16 protein-coding genes are annotated in these 16,431 nt (G+C 67.9%); all 16 read left to right on the top strand.

Annotation, left to right across the window (positions count from 1 at the left end; genetic code table 11):
* Positions 1 to 53 precede the first annotated feature (53 nt).
* The 16 genes from AC3A6G_RS08885 to dnaJ all read left to right on the top strand — a co-directional run bounded on the left by AC3A6G_RS08885 (position 54) and on the right by dnaJ (position 16,258).
* Positions 54 to 1,046 carry a TRAP transporter substrate-binding protein gene (locus AC3A6G_RS08885; RefSeq protein WP_487873566.1) on the top strand — a complete coding sequence of 331 codons (993 nt, stop codon included), beginning with the start codon at positions 54 to 56 and terminating at the stop codon, positions 1,044 to 1,046.
* 45 nt (positions 1,047 to 1,091) lie between these two features.
* Positions 1,092 to 1,625 carry a TRAP transporter small permease gene (locus AC3A6G_RS08880; RefSeq protein WP_487859897.1) on the top strand — a complete coding sequence of 178 codons (534 nt, stop codon included), beginning with the start codon at positions 1,092 to 1,094 and terminating at the stop codon, positions 1,623 to 1,625.
* Positions 1,625 to 2,908 (top strand): TRAP transporter large permease, encoded by a 1,284-nt coding sequence (locus tag AC3A6G_RS08875; RefSeq protein ID WP_487873565.1) that lies wholly within the window; start codon positions 1,625 to 1,627, stop codon positions 2,906 to 2,908. The genes AC3A6G_RS08880 and AC3A6G_RS08875 overlap by 1 nt, the downstream gene beginning before the upstream one ends.
* 14 nt (positions 2,909 to 2,922) lie before the next feature.
* Positions 2,923 to 3,918: an NAD(P)-dependent oxidoreductase gene (locus tag AC3A6G_RS08870; RefSeq protein ID WP_487873564.1), complete on the top strand. Its 996-nt coding sequence runs from the start codon at positions 2,923 to 2,925 to the stop codon at positions 3,916 to 3,918.
* A 19-nt stretch (positions 3,919 to 3,937) separates the two neighbouring features.
* Positions 3,938 to 4,789 carry an amidohydrolase family protein gene (locus tag AC3A6G_RS08865; protein ID WP_487873563.1) on the top strand — a complete coding sequence of 284 codons (852 nt, stop codon included), beginning with the start codon at positions 3,938 to 3,940 and terminating at the stop codon, positions 4,787 to 4,789.
* Complete coding sequence (locus AC3A6G_RS08860; RefSeq protein ID WP_487873562.1) at positions 4,786 to 5,808, top strand: lactonase family protein; 1,023 nt, start codon at positions 4,786 to 4,788, stop codon at positions 5,806 to 5,808. The genes AC3A6G_RS08865 and AC3A6G_RS08860 overlap by 4 nt, the downstream gene beginning before the upstream one ends.
* Positions 5,805 to 7,394 carry a galactarate dehydratase gene (gene garD, locus AC3A6G_RS08855; protein ID WP_487873561.1) on the top strand — a complete coding sequence of 530 codons (1,590 nt, stop codon included), beginning with the start codon at positions 5,805 to 5,807 and terminating at the stop codon, positions 7,392 to 7,394. The genes AC3A6G_RS08860 and garD overlap by 4 nt, the downstream gene beginning before the upstream one ends.
* A gap of 27 nt (positions 7,395 to 7,421) precedes the next feature.
* The gene (locus AC3A6G_RS08850; protein ID WP_487863520.1) at positions 7,422 to 8,183 is read left to right on the top strand and encodes an SDR family NAD(P)-dependent oxidoreductase; all 762 of its coding nucleotides are present in this window, start codon (positions 7,422 to 7,424) and stop codon (positions 8,181 to 8,183) included.
* Positions 8,184 to 8,201: 18 nt separating this feature from the next.
* Positions 8,202 to 9,272 carry a lactonase family protein gene (locus tag AC3A6G_RS08845; RefSeq protein ID WP_487873560.1) on the top strand — a complete coding sequence of 357 codons (1,071 nt, stop codon included), beginning with the start codon at positions 8,202 to 8,204 and terminating at the stop codon, positions 9,270 to 9,272.
* Between the two features lie 40 nt (positions 9,273 to 9,312).
* On the top strand, positions 9,313 to 10,308 hold the full coding sequence (locus AC3A6G_RS08840; protein ID WP_487859889.1) for a Bug family tripartite tricarboxylate transporter substrate binding protein: 996 nt from the start codon (positions 9,313 to 9,315) through the stop codon (positions 10,306 to 10,308).
* 100 nt (positions 10,309 to 10,408) lie between these two features.
* The gene (gene asd / locus AC3A6G_RS08835; protein WP_487863518.1) at positions 10,409 to 11,260 is read left to right on the top strand and encodes an archaetidylserine decarboxylase; all 852 of its coding nucleotides are present in this window, start codon (positions 10,409 to 10,411) and stop codon (positions 11,258 to 11,260) included.
* A gap of 120 nt (positions 11,261 to 11,380) precedes the next feature.
* Entirely contained in the window at positions 11,381 to 11,815 is a 435-nt protein-coding gene (locus tag AC3A6G_RS08830) for a winged helix-turn-helix transcriptional regulator (protein WP_487873559.1), read from the top strand.
* Positions 11,816 to 11,911: 96 nt separating this feature from the next.
* Complete coding sequence (locus tag AC3A6G_RS08825; RefSeq protein WP_012746856.1) at positions 11,912 to 12,262, top strand: FKBP-type peptidyl-prolyl cis-trans isomerase; 351 nt, start codon at positions 11,912 to 11,914, stop codon at positions 12,260 to 12,262.
* Positions 12,263 to 12,404: 142 nt separating this feature from the next.
* On the top strand, positions 12,405 to 12,980 hold the full coding sequence (gene grpE / locus AC3A6G_RS08820) for a nucleotide exchange factor GrpE (RefSeq protein ID WP_487859886.1): 576 nt from the start codon (positions 12,405 to 12,407) through the stop codon (positions 12,978 to 12,980).
* 115 nt (positions 12,981 to 13,095) lie between these two features.
* Positions 13,096 to 15,024 (top strand): molecular chaperone DnaK, encoded by a 1,929-nt coding sequence (dnaK, locus tag AC3A6G_RS08815; protein WP_487859885.1) that lies wholly within the window; start codon positions 13,096 to 13,098, stop codon positions 15,022 to 15,024.
* Positions 15,025 to 15,121: 97 nt separating this feature from the next.
* Positions 15,122 to 16,258: a molecular chaperone DnaJ gene (gene dnaJ / locus AC3A6G_RS08810; RefSeq protein WP_487863516.1), complete on the top strand. Its 1,137-nt coding sequence runs from the start codon at positions 15,122 to 15,124 to the stop codon at positions 16,256 to 16,258.
* Positions 16,259 to 16,431 lie beyond the last annotated feature (173 nt).

The raw sequence follows: 16,431 nt of genomic DNA, 5'->3' as shown, positions 1-16,431 counted from the left end.
TCCGGGCCGCACTTTCGCCAGCTGACGCCCCCTTTCAACCAAGGAGACTTTCCATGACCTTTCGCCGAACCCTGATGGCCGCCTGCGCTGCCGCCACCGCCCTTGCCTGCCTCGGCGCCCCCAGCCTTGCCGCGGCGCAGAAGATGACGCTCAAGGCGTCCGACGTCCATCCTGCGGGCTACCCCAATGTGGTGGCCATCGAATCGATGGGCAAGAAACTCGAGGCCGCGACCAACGGCCGCATCAAGATCCAGATGTTCCCGGGCGGCGTGCTCGGCTCGGAGAAGGAAGTCGTCGAGCAAACGCAAGTGGGTGCGATCCAGATCGCGCGCATCTCGCTGGGCGTGCTCGGCCCGGTGGTGCCTGACGTGAACGTGTTCAACATGCCGTTCGTGTTCCGCGACGAAGCGCACATGCGCAAGGTGATCGACGGCGAGATCGGTGCCGAGATTCTCGCGCGCATCACCGCAAGCCCGGCCAGGCTGGTGGCGCTCGGCTGGATGGACAGCGGCTCGCGCAGCCTCTACACCAAGAAGCCGGTGCGCACTCCCGACGACCTCAAGGGCCAGAAGATCCGCATGATGGGCAACCCGCTGTTCGTGGACACCATGAACGCCATGGGCGGCAACGGCATCTCGATGGGCCACACCGAGGTGTTCAGCGCATTGCAGACCGGGGTGATCGACGGCGCCGAGAACAATCCGCCGACCTACTTCACGACCAACCAGTACACGACCGGCGCCAAGTACTACACCCAGACCAACCACCTGATCATTCCCGAGATCTTCGTGATGTCCAAGATCACCTGGGACAAGCTGACCCCGGCCGACCAGGCGCTGGTCAAAAAATTCTCGCGCGAGGCGCAGATGGAGCAGCGTGCGCTGTGGGACGAGAGCGTGGCCGAGTACACCGCCAAGCTCAAGGCCGGCGGCGTCGAGTTCATCAACGTCGACAACAAGCCGTTCTACGAGGCCACCGCGCCGGTGCGCGCCAAGTACGGCGCGCCCTTCGCCGACCTGATCAAGCGCATCGACGCCGTCAAGTAAGCCCGTCCCTCCGCGACATCGAACGACGAACACCCACCTGCACCCATGGCTCAAACCATTCCGCGTCTGCTCGACGCCGTCTATCGTTTCTGTATCTGGGGGGCAGGCGCCTCCATCGTCGTCATGTCGCTGATCGTGCCGTGGGGCGTCTTCACGCGCTACATGCTCGGCACCGGCTCGAACTGGCCGGAGCCGATCGCGATCATGCTGATGGTGATCTTCACCTTCCTGGGCACGGCGGCGTCGTACCGCGCCGGCGCCCACATTGCGGTCGCCATGCTGACCGACCGGCTGCCGCACGCGATGCAGAAGGGTGCGGACCTGATCGCCAACCTCGTCATGGCGGCGGTCTGCGTGTTCGTCGTGGTATGGGGCACCAAGCTGGTGATGGGCACTTGGGGCCAGTCGCTCGACTCGCTGCCCTGGATGCCCGTGGGCGCGACCTATGCACCGCTGCCGATCGGCAGTTTCATCACGCTGCTGTTCGTGCTCGAGCGCATCTTCATCGGCCCGCAGTGGCACCGTCCGATCGTCAGCTTCGGCGACGCAGCGGCAAACTTCGAGACGGAGGTTCGCTGATGGACGCGCTCGTTCTGCTCGGCAGTTTCTTTCTCCTGATGCTCGTGGGCGTACCGATCGCCTACGCGCTCGGCATGGCCGCCCTGGTGGGCGCCGTCTGGATCGAGCTTCCCGTCGATGCGGTGATGATCCAGATCGCCTCCGGCGTCAACAAGTTCTCGCTGCTCGCGATTCCCTTCTTTGTGCTGGCCGGCGCGATCATGGCCGAGGGCGGCATGGCCCGGCGGCTGGTCGCCTTTGCCAGCGTGCTCGTGGGCTTCTTGCGCGGCGGGCTGTCGCTGGTCAACATCCTGGCGTCGACCTTCTTCGGCGCGATCTCGGGTTCCTCGGTGGCCGACACGGCCTCGATCGGCTCGGTGCTGATTCCCGAGATGGAGAAGAAGGGCTACCCACGCGACTTCTCCACCGCCGTCACAGTGAGCGGCTCGATCCAGGCCACGCTGATTCCGCCGAGCCACAACGCGGTGATCTATTCGCTGGCCGCAGGCGGCACCGTGTCGGTCGGCGCGCTGTTCATGGCGGGCGTGCTGCCCGGGCTGCTGCTGGGCCTGACGATCGCGGCGCTGTGCCTGTACACGGCGCGCAAGCGCAATTTCCCCAAGGGCGAAGCCATTCCGATGCGCCAGGCGCTGCGCATTTGCGTCGATGCGCTCTGGGGCCTGATGACCATGGTCATCATCCTCGGCGGCATCCTGTCGGGCGTGTTCACCGCCAACGAGTCGGCCTCGATCGCAGTGCTCTGGGCCTTCTTCGTGACGATGTTCATCTACCGCGACTACAAGTGGCACGAGCTGCCCAAGCTGATCCACCGCACGGTCAAGACCGTGACCATCGTGATGATCCTGATCGGCTTCGCAGCGGCCTTCGGCTACATCATGACGTTGATGCAGATCCCGACCCAGGTGACGACCTTCTTCACCAGCGTGTCGACCGACAAGTACGTGATCCTGCTGCTGGTCAACGTCATGCTGCTGCTGCTCGGAACGCTGATGGACATGGCGCCGCTGATCCTGATCTGCACGCCGATCCTGCTGCCCGTGGTCACGAGCCTGGGCGTCGACCCGGTGCACTTCGGCATGATCATGATCATCAACCTCGGCCTCGGCCTGATCACGCCGCCGGTGGGCACCGTGCTCTTCGTCGGAAGCGCGGTGGCCAAGCTGCCCATCGGGGTGGTCACGCGCGCCATGGCGCCGTTCTTCCTGGCGCTTCTGGTCGTGCTCATGATGGTGACCTTCATGCCGTGGCTGTCGCTCTGGCTGCCGCGGACCCTCGGCCTCTGAGCCTTGCCGATCCGATGGCCCCGCCGACGATCTTCCTCGCCTACCCGGCGGCCGCGCGCGCCAACTACTACCGCGACGGGCCGCTCGCAGCGCTGCGGGCACTCGGCACGGTGCGGCTGAACGAAACGGGCGTGCCGCTGGACGCACCCGCGCTCGCCCAGGCTGCGCAAGGCTGCCAGGTGATCGTGAGCGACCGGGCGACGCCCGGCGATGCGGCGGTGTTCGTCCAGAGCCCGTCGCTGGCCGTCTTCATGCGCTGCGCGGTCGACGTGCGCAACATCGACATCGGCGCGGCCAGCGCGAACGGCGTGCTCGTCACGCACGCAAGCGCGGGCTTCGGCAACGCGGTGGCCGAGTGGGTGCTGGGCATGATGCTCGACCTGAGCCGGCATCTCAGCGAGAGCGTGGCCGGCTTCCGCGCGGGGCAGCTGCCCGCCCCGCGCATGGGGCGCGAACTTCGCGGCGCGGTGCTCGGCATCCTCGGCTTCGGGCAGATCGGGCAGCGGCTCGCCGTGCTGGGCCTGGCGCTGGGCATGCGCGTGGTGGTCGCCGACCCGCTCGCGGCGGTGGCCGAGCCGGCCATCGAGCACCGCACGCTAGACGAGGTGCTGGCGCTTGCAGATCACCTGGTCTGCCTGGTGCCCGCGACACCAGCCACAGCCGATCTCATGAACGACGAACGCTTCGCGCGCATGAAGCCGGGCGCCTTCTTCATCAATGCCGCGCGCGGCGAACTGGTCGACGAAGGCGCGCTGCTGCGGGCCCTCGACAGCGGCCGCCTCGCAGGTTGCGCGCTCGACGTGGGACGCGCACCCGACCAAATGCCCTCGCCCGCACTGGCTGCGCATCCGCGCGTGCTCGCCACGCCGCACACGGGCGGCCTCACGCCCGCCGCCGTCGACCACCAGGCCAACGAGACCGTGGAGCAGCTTGCGGCGCTGCTGCGCGGCGACATGCCGGCCGGCGCCCTCAACCCCGAACACGCACACCGGCTCGCCGCGCTGCGCTGACCTGGATCCGCAGTTCTCGATGACGTCCTCTCCCCGCCTCATCGCCCCGCCGGGCGCGTGCGACACGCACATGCATGTGTACGAGGCGCGCTTCGGCCTGCGGCCCGGCGCGGCCTTCGTGCCGCCGCATGCGCCGGCATCGGACTATGCCGCGATGCAGCGTGCCACGGGGCTGTCGCGCGTTGTCGTGGTGCAGGCCAACGGCTACGGCGACGACAACCGCGGCATGCTCGAAGCGCTGCGCTTCTTCGGCGATGCCGCGCGCGGCGTTGCGACCGTGGCCACCGACATCGACGAGGCCGCACTGCAGGCGCTGCACGATGCGGGCGTGCGCGGTGCGCGCTTCCACATGCTGCCCGGCGGCTTCCTGCAATGGCCTGACCTCGGCGCGCTGGCGCAGCGGATCCGGCCGCTCGGCTGGCACGTGCAGCTGCAGCTCGACGGCAACCAGCTGCCGCAGCACGAGGCCGAACTGCTCGCGCTGCCCGTGCCGCTGGTGATCGACCACGTCGGCAAGTTCCTGCCCCCGCCCGACCCGCAAAGCGAAGCCTTCCAGAGCCTGCTGCGGCTGCTCGATGCCGGGCGCTGCTGGGTCAAGCTGTCGGCGCCCTACGAATCGTCGCAGGCCGGCGGGCCGCGCTACGACGACGTGGCGGCGCTCGCGCGCGAACTCGTGCGGCGGCATCCGGCGCGCTGCCTCTGGGCCAGCAACTGGCCGCATCCGGCGCGCGAGCCGCGGCCCGACGACGCCGCGATGCTTGACCTGCTGCTCGCCTGGGCCGAGGACCCGGCCACGCGCCAACGCATCCTGGTCGACAACCCGGCCGCGCTCTACGGCTTCGGCCCCATTGCCGCGGGGACCGCGCCATGACCCAAACCCTCGTCTATGTTTCCCACGCCGAGAGCGGCGACATCCATGTGCTGGGCCTCGACACGCGCGAAGGCGTGTTGACGCCGCTGCAGCGCGTCGAGCTCGGCGGCATGCTGATGCCGCTGGCCCTCAGCCACGACCAGCGCTTTCTCTATGTGGCGCGGCGCTCGGCGCCGCTGGCGGCGGTGGCCCTGGCCATCGACGCGAACACCGGACTGCTGACCCGCCTGGGCGAAGCCCTGCTGCCGCACAGCATGGCGGCGATCGCCACCGACCGCACGGGGCGCTGGCTGTTCAGCGCCTCCTACGGTGGCGCGCTGGTGGCCGTGAACCCGATCGGCGGCGACGGCGTACCGCAGGCCGCGCAACAAGTGGTGCAGACCGGGCCCAACGCGCACTGCATCCAGGCCGACCGGCGCAACGGCCACGTTTACGCCACGAGCCTCGGCGGCGGCGAATTGCTGCACTGGCATTTCGATCCCGCGACCGGCCGGCTCGCCGCGGCCGATCCGCCCGCGCTGAAGCTGCACGCCGGCGCGGGGCCGCGGCATTTCGTGTTCGACCGCGCCGGCCGCCGCGCTTGGCTGCTGGGCGAACTCGACGGCTCGGTGACGCTGCTGCACTTGGCCGAGAACGGCACCCCCACGGCGGTTCAGACGGTCAGCACCCTGCCGCCGGGCTTCACCGGCGAGCCCTGGGCGGCCGACCTGCACCTGAGCCCCGACGAACGCTTTCTCTACACCAGCGAGCGCCGCTCGAGCACGCTCGCGGCGTTCCGCGTCGACGCGGCCAGCGGCGCACTGAGCCTCATCGGCCACACGCCCACCGAGACCCAGCCGCGCGGATTCGCGATCGATCCGGGCGGCCGCTTCGTGGTCACCGCGGGCCAGCAGTCGCACCGGCTTGCCGTGGACGCCATCGACCCCGACACCGGTGCGCTGCGCCGCTGCAGCACGCAGGACGTCGGCCGCGACCCGAACTGGGTCGAGATCATCACCTTGCCCCAGACCCTGCCATGACAGACCCAGCGCCCTCCCCCCGCGCGCCGCGCCGCATCCAGATCCACCCGGCCGACAACGTGGCGATCGTCGCCAACGACGGCGGCCTGCCCGCGGGCACGGCCTTCGACGATGGGCTGCAGCTCGTCGACAAGGTGCCGCAGGGCCACAAGGTTGCGCTGACGGACCTGGCGGAAGGCGACGCGATCGTGCGCTACAACGTGGTGATCGGTCATGCCGCGAAGGCGCTGCCGCGCGGCAGCTGGGTGCACGAGCGCGTGATGACCATGCCCAGCGCGCCCGAGCTCGACGGCCTGCCTATCGCCACCGTCCAGGCGCCCGTGCTGCTGCCGCTCGAGGGCCATACCTTCGAGGGCTACCGCAATGCCGACGGCTCGGTCGGTACGCGCAACATCCTCGCGATCACGCAGACGGTGCAGTGCGTGGCCGGCGTGACCGACTTCGCGGTGCAGCGCATCAAGGCCGAGCTGCTGCCGAAGTACCCGAACGTCGACGACGTGGTGGCGCTCGCGCACGGCTACGGCTGCGGCGTGGCGATCGACGCGCCCGACGCGGTGATCCCCATCCGCACGCTGCGCAACATCAGCCTCAATCCGAATTTCGGCGGCGAGGTGATGGTGGTGAGCCTGGGCTGCGAGAAGCTGCAGCCCGAGCGGCTGCTGCCGCCCGGCACGATCCCGATCGCCGACCGCCGCGGCGAAGCCGAAGCGGGCGCCGAGGCCGGGCTCGACGTGGTGTGCCTGCAGGACGAGGGCCACGTCGGCTTCATGTCGATGATCGATTCGGTCATGCGGCAGGCCGAGGTCCACCTGGCGCGGCTCGACGCGCGCCGCCGCGAAACGGTGCCCGCGAGCGAACTCGTCGTTGGCGTGCAGTGCGGCGGCAGCGACGCGTTCTCGGGCGTCACGGCCAACCCGGCCGTGGGCTTCTGCACCGACCTGCTGGTGCGCGCGGGCGCGACCGTGATGTTCTCGGAAGTGACCGAGGTGCGCGACGGCATCGACCAGCTCACCGCGCGCGCGGCATCGCCCGAGGTGGCCGAGGCCATGGTGCGCGAGATGGCCTGGTACGACGCCTACCTGCAGAAGGGCCGCGTCGACCGCAGCGCCAACACCACGCCGGGCAACAAGAAGGGCGGGCTCTCGAACATCGTCGAGAAGGCCATGGGCTCGATCGTCAAGAGCGGCAGCGCGGCCATCACGGGCGTGGTGCCGCCGGGCGAGAAGGCACGGCAGAAGGGCCTGCTCTACGCCGCCACGCCCGCGAGCGATTTCATCTGCGGCACGCTGCAGCTCGCGGCAGGCATGAACCTGCACGTCTTCACCACAGGCCGCGGCACGCCCTATGGCCTGGCCGAGGTGCCGGTGATCAAGGTCGCCACGCGCAGCGACCTGGCGCGCCGCTGGCACGACCTGATGGACGTGAACGCCGGGCGCATCGCCGACGGCGAGGCCTCGATCGAGGACGTGGGCTGGGAGCTGTTCCGCCTGATGCTCGATGTGGCCAGCGGCAGGAAGAAAACCTGGGCCGAGCAGTGGAAGCTGCACAACGCGCTCGTCCTCTTCAACCCCGCCCCGGTGACCTGACTCCCCCCGACCTCGAAAGGAACATCCATGGAAGACCTCAAAGGCAAGACCGGCCTCGTGACCGGCGCCAGCACCGGCATCGGTGCCGCAGTGGCCATCGCCTTCGCCGCGCGCGGCATGCGCGTGGCGGTGCACTACAACAGCTCGGCAGATGCCGCGAACCAGGTGGTCGACACCATCCAGAAGGCCGGCGGCGAGGCGTTCGCGCTCCAGGCCGACGTGCGCGACACGGCGGCGATCCGCGACTGCGCGAAGCAGGCGGCGGATCGCCTGGGCCGCATCGACGTGCTGGTGAACAACGCGGGCAGCCTGGTCAAGCGCGTGCCGATCGCCGAATTCGACGATGCGCTGTTCGACGAGGTGATGCACATCAATGCGCGCTCGGTGCTCGCGTTCTCGCGCGAGGTGGTGCCGATGATGCGCACGCATGGCGGCGGCAACATCATCAACGTGACCTCGGTCGCGGCGCGGACCGGCGGCGGCCCCGGCGCCTACCTGTATGCGGGCGCCAAAGGCTTCGTGAGCACTGCCACGCACGGCCTGGCCAGGGAACTCGTGGGCGACAGGATCCGCGTCAACGCGGTGGCGCCCGGCGTGATCCAGACGCCGTTCCAGGACCGCTTCTCGACGCCCGCAATGCTCGAGTCGTTCCGCGCAAGCATCCCGATGGGCCGCATCGGTGCGCCCGACGAATGCGTGGGCGCCTTCCTTTTTCTCGCTTCGGAACAGCTCTCGGGCTACGTGACCGGGCAGGTGATCGAGGTGAACGGCGGCCAGTACATGCCCTGAGACGCTGTGAACCTCACCATGAAGACAAGCAGACTTCTCGGCACCCTGCTGCTGGCGCTGGCGGCCGGCCATGCGGGTGCGGCCACCTGGGTCTACGTGTCGAACGCCGACAGCCAGGAGATCTCGGTGCTCGAACTCGACCGCGGCCAGGGGCTGCTCAAGCCCGTGCAGACGCTCAACGTCGGCGGCATGGTGATGCCGATGGCGGTGAGCCGCGACAAGCGCGTGCTCCATGCCGCGCTGCGCTCGCAGCCGTTTCGCGTGGTCTCGCTCTCGATCGATGCGGCCAGCGGCAGGCTTGCCAAGCTCGGCGAGGCGCCGCTGGCAGACAGCATGGCCAACATCGACCTCGATGCGAGCGGCAAGTGGCTCTTCGCGGCCTCCTACCAGGGCGGCAAGGTCTCGGTCAATGCGATCGGCAAGGACGGCGCAGCGGGTGCGGTGCAGCAGCTGGTGCAGACCGGGCCGAACGCGCATGCGATTCACGCCGATGCCGGCAACCGCTTCGTGCTCGCGACCAGCCTCGGCGGCGACAACCTCTCGAGCTGGCGCTTCGACCCCGAGCGCGGCCTGCTGTCGCCGAACGATCCGCCGCTCACCCAGGCGCCGGCGAAATCGGGGCCGCGCCACTTCGTGTGGGACACGCCGCAGCGCCATGTCTACCTGCTGGGCGAGCTCGACGCCGCGCTGCACGTGTATGCATGGGACGCCGCACGCGGCACGCTCTCGCCGAAGCAGAGCACCAGCGCACTGCCGCCCGGTTTCGCGGGCAAGCCCTGGGCGGCCGACCTGCATCTGACGCCCGACGGGCGCTTTCTCTACGCCTCCGAGCGCACCTCGAGCACGCTCGCGGCATTCAGGGTCGACCCTGCCACGGGGCAGCTCGCGCTGATCGGCCACACGGCCACCGAGAAACAGCCGCGCAGCTTCGCGATAGATGCGAGCGGGCGCTGGCTGATCGTGGCCGGGCAGGAGTCGCACGCGGTGGCGCTGTACGCCATCGATCCCGCCACCGGAGCGCTGGGCCAGCCTGCGCGCACGGCCGTCGGCAAGAACCCGAACTGGATCGAAATCGTCGACATGCCGTGACACCGGTCCGCCACCCATCACATACCAAAAGGAGATAGCCATGCAACGCCGCACACTGATCCGCACCGCCCTCGCCTCTTCGCTCGCCGCCGCGGGATTGCCCGCCTTCGCGCAGGGGAGCGGCAACTGGCCCACGGCCAAGGCCATCACCTACCTCGTGCCCTTTCCCGCGGGCGGCACGACCGACGTGCTGGCGCGCCTGATCGCGCAGAAGCTCGGCCCCGCGCTCGGCGCCAACGTGATCATCGACAACAAGGGCGGTGCCGGCGGCAGCGTGGGCTCGGAGATCGGCGCGCGCGCAGCACCCGACGGCTTCACCGTGGTGGGCGGCACGATCAGCTCGCATGCGATCAACGTGAGCCTCTATCCCAAGCTCGGCTATGACCCGCAGAAATCGTTCGCGCCGGTCACGCTGATCGGCACCAACCCGGTGGTGCTGGTGGTGAACCAGGCGAGCCCCTACAAGACCCTCAAGGACGTGCTCGAAGCCAGCAAGGCCAAGGCAGGCGGCCTGTCGTCGGCGTCGGCCGGCACGGGCACCTCGCAGCACCTCGCGCTGGAACTGCTGGCCTTCAAGTCGGGCGTGAAGTTCACGCACATTCCGTACAAGGGCAGCGGCCCCGCGATCCAGGACGTGATCGGCGGCCAGGTCGACATGATGTTCGACACCACCGTGGTGGCCGGCCCGCACATCCAGAGCGGCAAGCTGCGCGCCATCGCCGTGAGTTCGGCCAAGCGGCTGCCCTCGATGCCCGACGTGCCGACCGTGGCCGAATCGGGCATTGCGGGCCTGCAGGACTTCGAGGTGCTGTCGTGGCAGGCGATCTTCGTGCCCGCCGGCACGCCGGCGCCCGTGATCGACCGGCTGCACGAAGAGATCCGCAAGATCCTCGCCACCGCCGAGATGCAGGACAAGCTCAAGGGCTTCGGCATGCAGCCCGCCGACCTGAGCACGGCCAAGATCGCGGCGTTCCAGAAGGCCGAGGTCGAAAAGTGGGCGCAAGTGATCAAGGCGGCGGGCATCAAGGCGGACTGATCGCGTCGGCGCGGCCCGCGAGGCAGGGGAAGCGCCTACGCGGGGGCCGCGGCCTGCTTTATAGAATGCCGGTCCGATCCGAATTCCAGGCTTCCCACACGTGTCAGACCGCTCCGCCGTCCTTCCGCAATACCTGTTCCCCAAGCAGGCCCTGACCAACTTCGCCGGCTGGGTCGCGGGCAAGGAGCGCGGCGCCGTCACCACCTGGATCATCCGGCGCTTCGTGGCCAAGTACGGCGTGAACATGGACGAAGCGCTCGAATCCGACATCACCCACTACAAGAGCTTCAACCAGTTCTTCACGCGCGCGCTCAAGCCCGGCGTGCGGCCGCTCGCCGAGGCCGACCTGGTCTGCCCGGTGGACGGGGCGATCAGTCAGTTCGGCGCCATCGAGGGCGACCAGATCTTCCAGGCCAAGGGCCACAACTACACCACGACCGCCCTGGTCGGCGGCGATGCGGCGCTCGCGGCACGCTTTGCGCACGGCAGCTTCGCCACGGTCTACCTGAGCCCGCGCGACTACCACCGCATCCACATGCCCTGCGATGGGCGGCTGCTGCGCATGATCCACGTGCCCGGCGACCTGTTCTCGGTCAACCCGGTCACGGCGCGCGGCGTGCCAGGCTTGTTCGCACGCAACGAGCGCGTGGTCTGCGTCTTCGAGTCGGCGCACGGCCCGTTCGTGCTGGTGCTCGTGGGCGCGACCATCGTGGGCAGCATGGCGACCGTGTGGCATGGGGTGGTCAACCCGCCGCGCGGCGGCGAACTGCGCGAGTGGCACTACGCCGACCAGCAGATCGTGCTGCACAAGGGCGAAGAGATGGGGCGCTTCCTGCTCGGCTCGACCGTCGTGATGCTGTTTCCCGCGCCGCCGCTGGCCTTCAGCCCCGACTGGGCACCGACGCGCGCGGTGCGCCTCGGCGAGGCCATGGCCAACTTCGCGAATATGTGAAGCCTTGTCTCTGGACCCGCGTCCAGCATGCAGCCGCAGCTATAAAACTAGTAGCATCGTGATCCTTGCGCTATAGTCGCGCGGGCCGATGGCCCGTCCAGCCCCGAGGAGATGATGACGATGAGTAACAAGGAAAACGCAGCCGTCAACCAGCTGCTCGCACTGCTCGAGGCGCGGTATGCAATGCGTGTGCTCTGGGCGCTGCGCGACGGCCATGCCCAGACCTTCCGGCTGCTGCAGGACAGCGTCGGCGGCATCACGCCGAACACGCTCAACACCCGCATCAAGGAACTGCGCGAAGCCGGCCTCGTGAGCCATGGCGGCGACGGCTACAGCCTCACGCTGAGCGGGCAGGACCTGCTCAAGCGGCTGTCGGACCTGCAGGCCTTTGCAGGCAAGTGGCAGCTCGGACAGGTCAAGAAGCAGGCTGCACCGGCGCCGCCGGCTTCGGAGGCGGCGGCCGCTGTGCCCGAGTCTTCCCCACCTTCCGCGCCCCCTGCCGCTCCCACCGCTTCCCCCGACACGCCTGCCCCGCCCGCCGACGCGGGGGATTGAGCGCTCGCACAGTCGCCTCCGGAGGCGTCGGTAAACTCCCCGCCTCGGTCTCTGCTTATCCATCTTTCCACTCACTTGACGCAAGGAGCGTTCGACATGCCTACCACTCCCTCCGGCCTGCAATACGAAGACACCACCGTGGGCGACGGCGCCGAAGCCAAGGCCGGCCAGCACGTGCACGTGCACTACACCGGCTGGCTCTACAACGACGGCGTGCAGGGCGCCAAGTTCGACTCGAGCCGCGACCGCAACGACCCGTTCGCGTTCTCGCTGGGCGCCGGCCAGGTCATCAAGGGCTGGGACGAAGGCGTCGCCGGCATGAAGATCGGCGGCAAGCGCACGCTGATCATTCCCGCATCGCTCGGCTATGGCGCGCGCGGCGCCGGCGGCGTGATCCCGCCGAACGCCACCCTCAAGTTCGACGTCGAACTGCTCGACGCCCACTGACCATTGCTCGCCCCTCAAGGGGGCGACCACCGCGCTCGCAGCGGCCCCGCCGGGGCCGCATTTTTTTGCTTGAAATGCCAGAAGCCAGCCCCAAGTGGCTGGCTATCGCTTGTTTCCCGGCCTCGAGCTGGTTCTTTGAAAAATGTCCGATCCGCAACAACCCGAACAGAATTCCCAAATGCTGCAAGGCGAGCCGAGCCCCGAAGAACTGGAGGCCGCGCAGGCAGCCAACGAGAACGACGCGCAGAACGCCTTGGCTGCCGCCCAGTCGGAACTGGCCGCGCTGCAGGCGAAGAACGCCGAACTGGCCGACCAGTACCTGCGTGCGCAGGCCGACGTGCAGAACGCGCGCCGCCGCGCCGACGACGAGATCAGCAAGGCCCGCAAGTTCGCGGTCGAGGCCTTTGCCGAAAGCCTGCTGCCGGTGACCGACAGCCTCGAAGCCGGCCTGGCCGTGAAGGACGCCACCCCCGAGCAGATGCGCGAAGGCGCCGAAGCCACGCTGCGCCAGCTCAAGAGCGCGCTCGAGCGCAACAAGGTGCTCGAAGTGGCCCCCGAACCGGGCGCCAAGTTCGATCCGCACCAGCACCAGGCCATCTCCGTGGTGCCTGCTGCCGACCAGGAACCGAACACCGTGGTGACCGTGCTCCAGAAGGGCTACACCATCAACGAGCGCGTGCTGCGCCCGGCCCTGGTCACGGTCAGCGCACCTAAGTAAACGGCGCCTCGGCCCACAAGATTCCCACAGGAAATCCCCGCTTCATCCCCTTGAATCGCACCGGGTTATCCACACGTTCATAACAACATATTTTTAGGCTTTCAGGAGTAAGAACATGGCAAAGATCATCGGCATCGACCTCGGCACCACCAACTCGTGCGTGTCGATCATGGAAGGCAACACCACGCGTGTGATCGAGAACTCGGAAGGTGCGCGCACCACCCCGTCGATCGTGGCCTACCAGGAAGACGGCGAAGTGCTGGTCGGCGCCTCGGCCAAGCGCCAGGCGGTCACGAACCCGAAGAACACGCTGTACGCGATCAAGCGCCTGATCGGCCGCAAGTTCGAGGAAAAGGAAGTCCAGAAGGACATCGACCTGATGCCCTACACCATCTCGAAGGCCGACAACGGCGATGCATGGGTCGAGGTGCGCGGCAAGAAGATGGCGCCCCAGCAGGTCAGTGCCGACATCCTGCGCAAGATGAAGAAGACCGCCGAAGACTACCTCGGCGAGCCCGTGACCGAAGCCGTGATCACGGTGCCGGCCTACTTCAACGACGCTCAGCGCCAGGCCACCAAGGACGCCGGCCGCATCGCCGGCCTCGACGTCAAGCGCATCATCAACGAGCCCACGGCGGCTGCGCTGGCCTTCGGCCTCGACAAGCAGGACAAGGGCGACCGCAAGATCGCCGTCTATGACCTCGGCGGCGGCACCTTCGACGTGTCGATCATCGAGATCGCGGACGTCGACGGCGAGAAGCAGTTCGAAGTGCTGTCGACCAACGGCGACACCTTCCTCGGCGGCGAGGATTTCGACCAGCGCATCATCGACTACATCATCGGGGAGTTCAAGAAGGAGCAAGGCGTCGACCTGAGCAAGGACGTGCTCGCGCTGCAGCGCCTGAAGGAAGCGGCCGAGAAGGCCAAGATCGAGCTGTCGAACAGCGCGCAGACCGACATCAACCTGCCGTACATCACGGCCGATGCCTCGGGTCCGAAGCACCTGAACATCAAGCTCACCCGCGCCAAGCTCGAGAGCCTGGTCGACGAGCTGATCGAGCGCACCATCGCGCCCTGCCGCGTGGCCATCAAGGACGCCGGCATCAGCGTGAGCGACATCAACGACGTGATCCTGGTCGGCGGCATGACCCGCATGCCCAAGGTGCAGGAAAAGGTGAAGGCCTTCTTCGGCAAGGAGCCGCGCAAGGACGTGAACCCCGACGAGGCGGTGGCCGTCGGCGCCGCCATCCAGGGCCAGGTGCTCTCGGGCGACCGCAAGGACGTGCTGCTGCTCGACGTGACCCCCCTGTCGCTCGGCATCGAGACCATGGGCGGCGTGATGACCAAGATGATCACGAAGAACACCACGATTCCGACGAAGTTCGCGCAGACCTTCTCGACCGCCGAGGACAACCAGCCGGCCGTGACGATCAAGGTGTTCCAGGGCGAGCGCGAGATCGCTTCGGGCAACAAGCTGCTCGGCGAGTTCAACCTCGAAGGCATTCCGCCGGCATCGCGCGGCACCCCGCAGATCGAGGTGAGCTTCGACATCGACGCCAACGGCATCCTGCACGTCGGCGCCAAGGACAAGGGCACCGGCAAGGAAAACAAGATCACCATCAAGGCGAACTCGGGCCTCTCGGAAGACGAAATCCAGAAGATGGTGAAGGATGCCGAGCTCAACGCGGCCGACGACAAGAAGAAGCTCGAGATCGTGCAGGCGCGCAACCAGGGCGAGGCCATGGTGCACAGCGTGAAGAAGTCGCTCGGCGAACATGGCGAGAGCCTCGACGCCGGCGAGAAGGAAAAGATCGAAGCCGCGATCAAGGACCTGGAAGAAGCCCTCAAGGGCGAGGACAAGGCCGCGATCGAGGAAAAGACCAACACGCTCATGACCGCGAGCCAGAAGCTCGGCGAGAAGATGTACGCCGACGCCCAGGCCGCTGCCGGTGCCACCGGTGCCCCCGACGGCGCGCAGGCCGCGAGCGGCTCGGCCGATGACAACGTGGTCGACGCCGAAGTCAAGGAAGTCAAGAAGGACTGAGCTTCGGCCCTTCTCACAAGGCTGGATCACCTGAGCGGGTGCTCCAGCCTTTCTCGCTTCAAGTTCCGGCTCCACGCCCGCCCCGACCGAACCAGCCATGGCCACAAAACGCGACTACTACGAAACCCTCGGCGTCCCCAAGAACGCGAGCGAGGAGGAAATCAAGAAGGCTTATCGCAAGCTTGCGATGAAGCACCACCCTGACCGCAACCATGGCGACACCAGCAAGGACGCCGAGGCCAAGTTCAAGGAGGTCAAGGAAGCCTACGAAATGCTCTCCGACGGCCAGAAGCGCGCGGCCTACGACCAGTACGGCCACGCGGGCGTCGACCCCAACATGCGCGGCGGCCCGGGCGCCGACGGCTTCGGCGGCTTTGCCGAGGCCTTCGGCGACATCTTCGGCGACGTGTTCGGCGGGGCCCGAGGCCGCACGAGCGGCGGCCGCCAGGTGTTCCGCGGCAGCGACCTGAGCTACGCCATGGAGATCACGCTCGAGGAAGCGGCCGAGGGCAAGGAAGCCCAGATCCGCATCCCCAGCTGGGACGATTGCGGCACCTGCAAGGGCTCGGGCGCCAAGCCCGGCACCAAGCCGATCACCTGCACCACCTGCCACGGCGCGGGCGCGGTGCAGATGCGCCAGGGCTTCTTCAGCGTGCAGCAGACCTGCCCCACCTGCCACGGCAGCGGCAAGATCATTCCCGAGCCCTGCGCCACCTGCCACGGGCAGGGCAAGATCAAGAACAACAAGACGCTCGAGGTCAAGATCCCGGCCGGCATCGACGACGGCATGCGCATTCGCAGCACCGGCAACGGCGAGCCCGGCACCAATGGCGGGCCGCCGGGCGATCTCTACATCGAGGTCCGGCTCAAGAAGCACGAACTGTTCGAACGCGACGGCGACGACCTGCACTGCGTGGTGCCCGTGAGCATCACCACCGCGGCGCTGGGCGGTGAGATCAGCGTGCCCACGCTCAGCGGTGCCGCGGCCATCGACATTCCCGACGGCACGCAAAGCGGCAAGCAGTTCCGCCTGCGCGGCAAGGGCATCAAGGGCGTGCGCTCGAGCTACCCGGGCGACCTGTACTGCCACGTGCGCGTGGAGACGCCGGTCAAGCTCACCGAGCATCAGCGCAAGCTGCTGAAGGAACTCGACGAGTCGCTCAAGAAGGGCGGCGAAAAGCACAGCCCCACCGACAAGGGCTGGCTCGACAAGGCCAAGGAATTCTTCAGCTGAAGAAACGGCGGCGCCCCTGCCGCTCGCACGACCCTGGTGCGCGCCCGACCCTGATCGGTGCCGCGCATCCCCCGCCCCTGAAGCACGCCGACCGCACGTAGGCGCGCTTTCCCACGTCCACATGCGCAACCGGCGCATCACCGCATGGCGTGGCGCTTGCTTTTATATTTTTC

The organism is Variovorax sp. Soil_C_26, from assembly GCF_057657075.1.
This window is presented reverse-complemented; position numbering and strand designations above follow the sequence as displayed.

Coding starts and splice junctions, on each gene's coding strand:
- AC3A6G_RS08885 (WP_487873566.1), top strand. CDS start 54: ATGACCTTTCGCCGAACCCTGATGGCCGCCTGCGCTGCCGCCACCGCC.
- AC3A6G_RS08880 (WP_487859897.1), top strand. CDS start 1,092: ATGGCTCAAACCATTCCGCGTCTGCTCGACGCCGTCTATCGTTTCTGT.
- AC3A6G_RS08875 (WP_487873565.1), top strand. CDS start 1,625: ATGGACGCGCTCGTTCTGCTCGGCAGTTTCTTTCTCCTGATGCTCGTG.
- AC3A6G_RS08870 (WP_487873564.1), top strand. CDS start 2,923: ATGGCCCCGCCGACGATCTTCCTCGCCTACCCGGCGGCCGCGCGCGCC.
- AC3A6G_RS08865 (WP_487873563.1), top strand. CDS start 3,938: ATGACGTCCTCTCCCCGCCTCATCGCCCCGCCGGGCGCGTGCGACACG.
- AC3A6G_RS08860 (WP_487873562.1), top strand. CDS start 4,786: ATGACCCAAACCCTCGTCTATGTTTCCCACGCCGAGAGCGGCGACATC.
- garD (WP_487873561.1), top strand. CDS start 5,805: ATGACAGACCCAGCGCCCTCCCCCCGCGCGCCGCGCCGCATCCAGATC.
- AC3A6G_RS08850 (WP_487863520.1), top strand. CDS start 7,422: ATGGAAGACCTCAAAGGCAAGACCGGCCTCGTGACCGGCGCCAGCACC.
- AC3A6G_RS08845 (WP_487873560.1), top strand. CDS start 8,202: ATGAAGACAAGCAGACTTCTCGGCACCCTGCTGCTGGCGCTGGCGGCC.
- AC3A6G_RS08840 (WP_487859889.1), top strand. CDS start 9,313: ATGCAACGCCGCACACTGATCCGCACCGCCCTCGCCTCTTCGCTCGCC.
- AC3A6G_RS08830 (WP_487873559.1), top strand. CDS start 11,381: ATGAGTAACAAGGAAAACGCAGCCGTCAACCAGCTGCTCGCACTGCTC.
- AC3A6G_RS08825 (WP_012746856.1), top strand. CDS start 11,912: ATGCCTACCACTCCCTCCGGCCTGCAATACGAAGACACCACCGTGGGC.
- grpE (WP_487859886.1), top strand. CDS start 12,405: ATGTCCGATCCGCAACAACCCGAACAGAATTCCCAAATGCTGCAAGGC.
- dnaK (WP_487859885.1), top strand. CDS start 13,096: ATGGCAAAGATCATCGGCATCGACCTCGGCACCACCAACTCGTGCGTG.
- dnaJ (WP_487863516.1), top strand. CDS start 15,122: ATGGCCACAAAACGCGACTACTACGAAACCCTCGGCGTCCCCAAGAAC.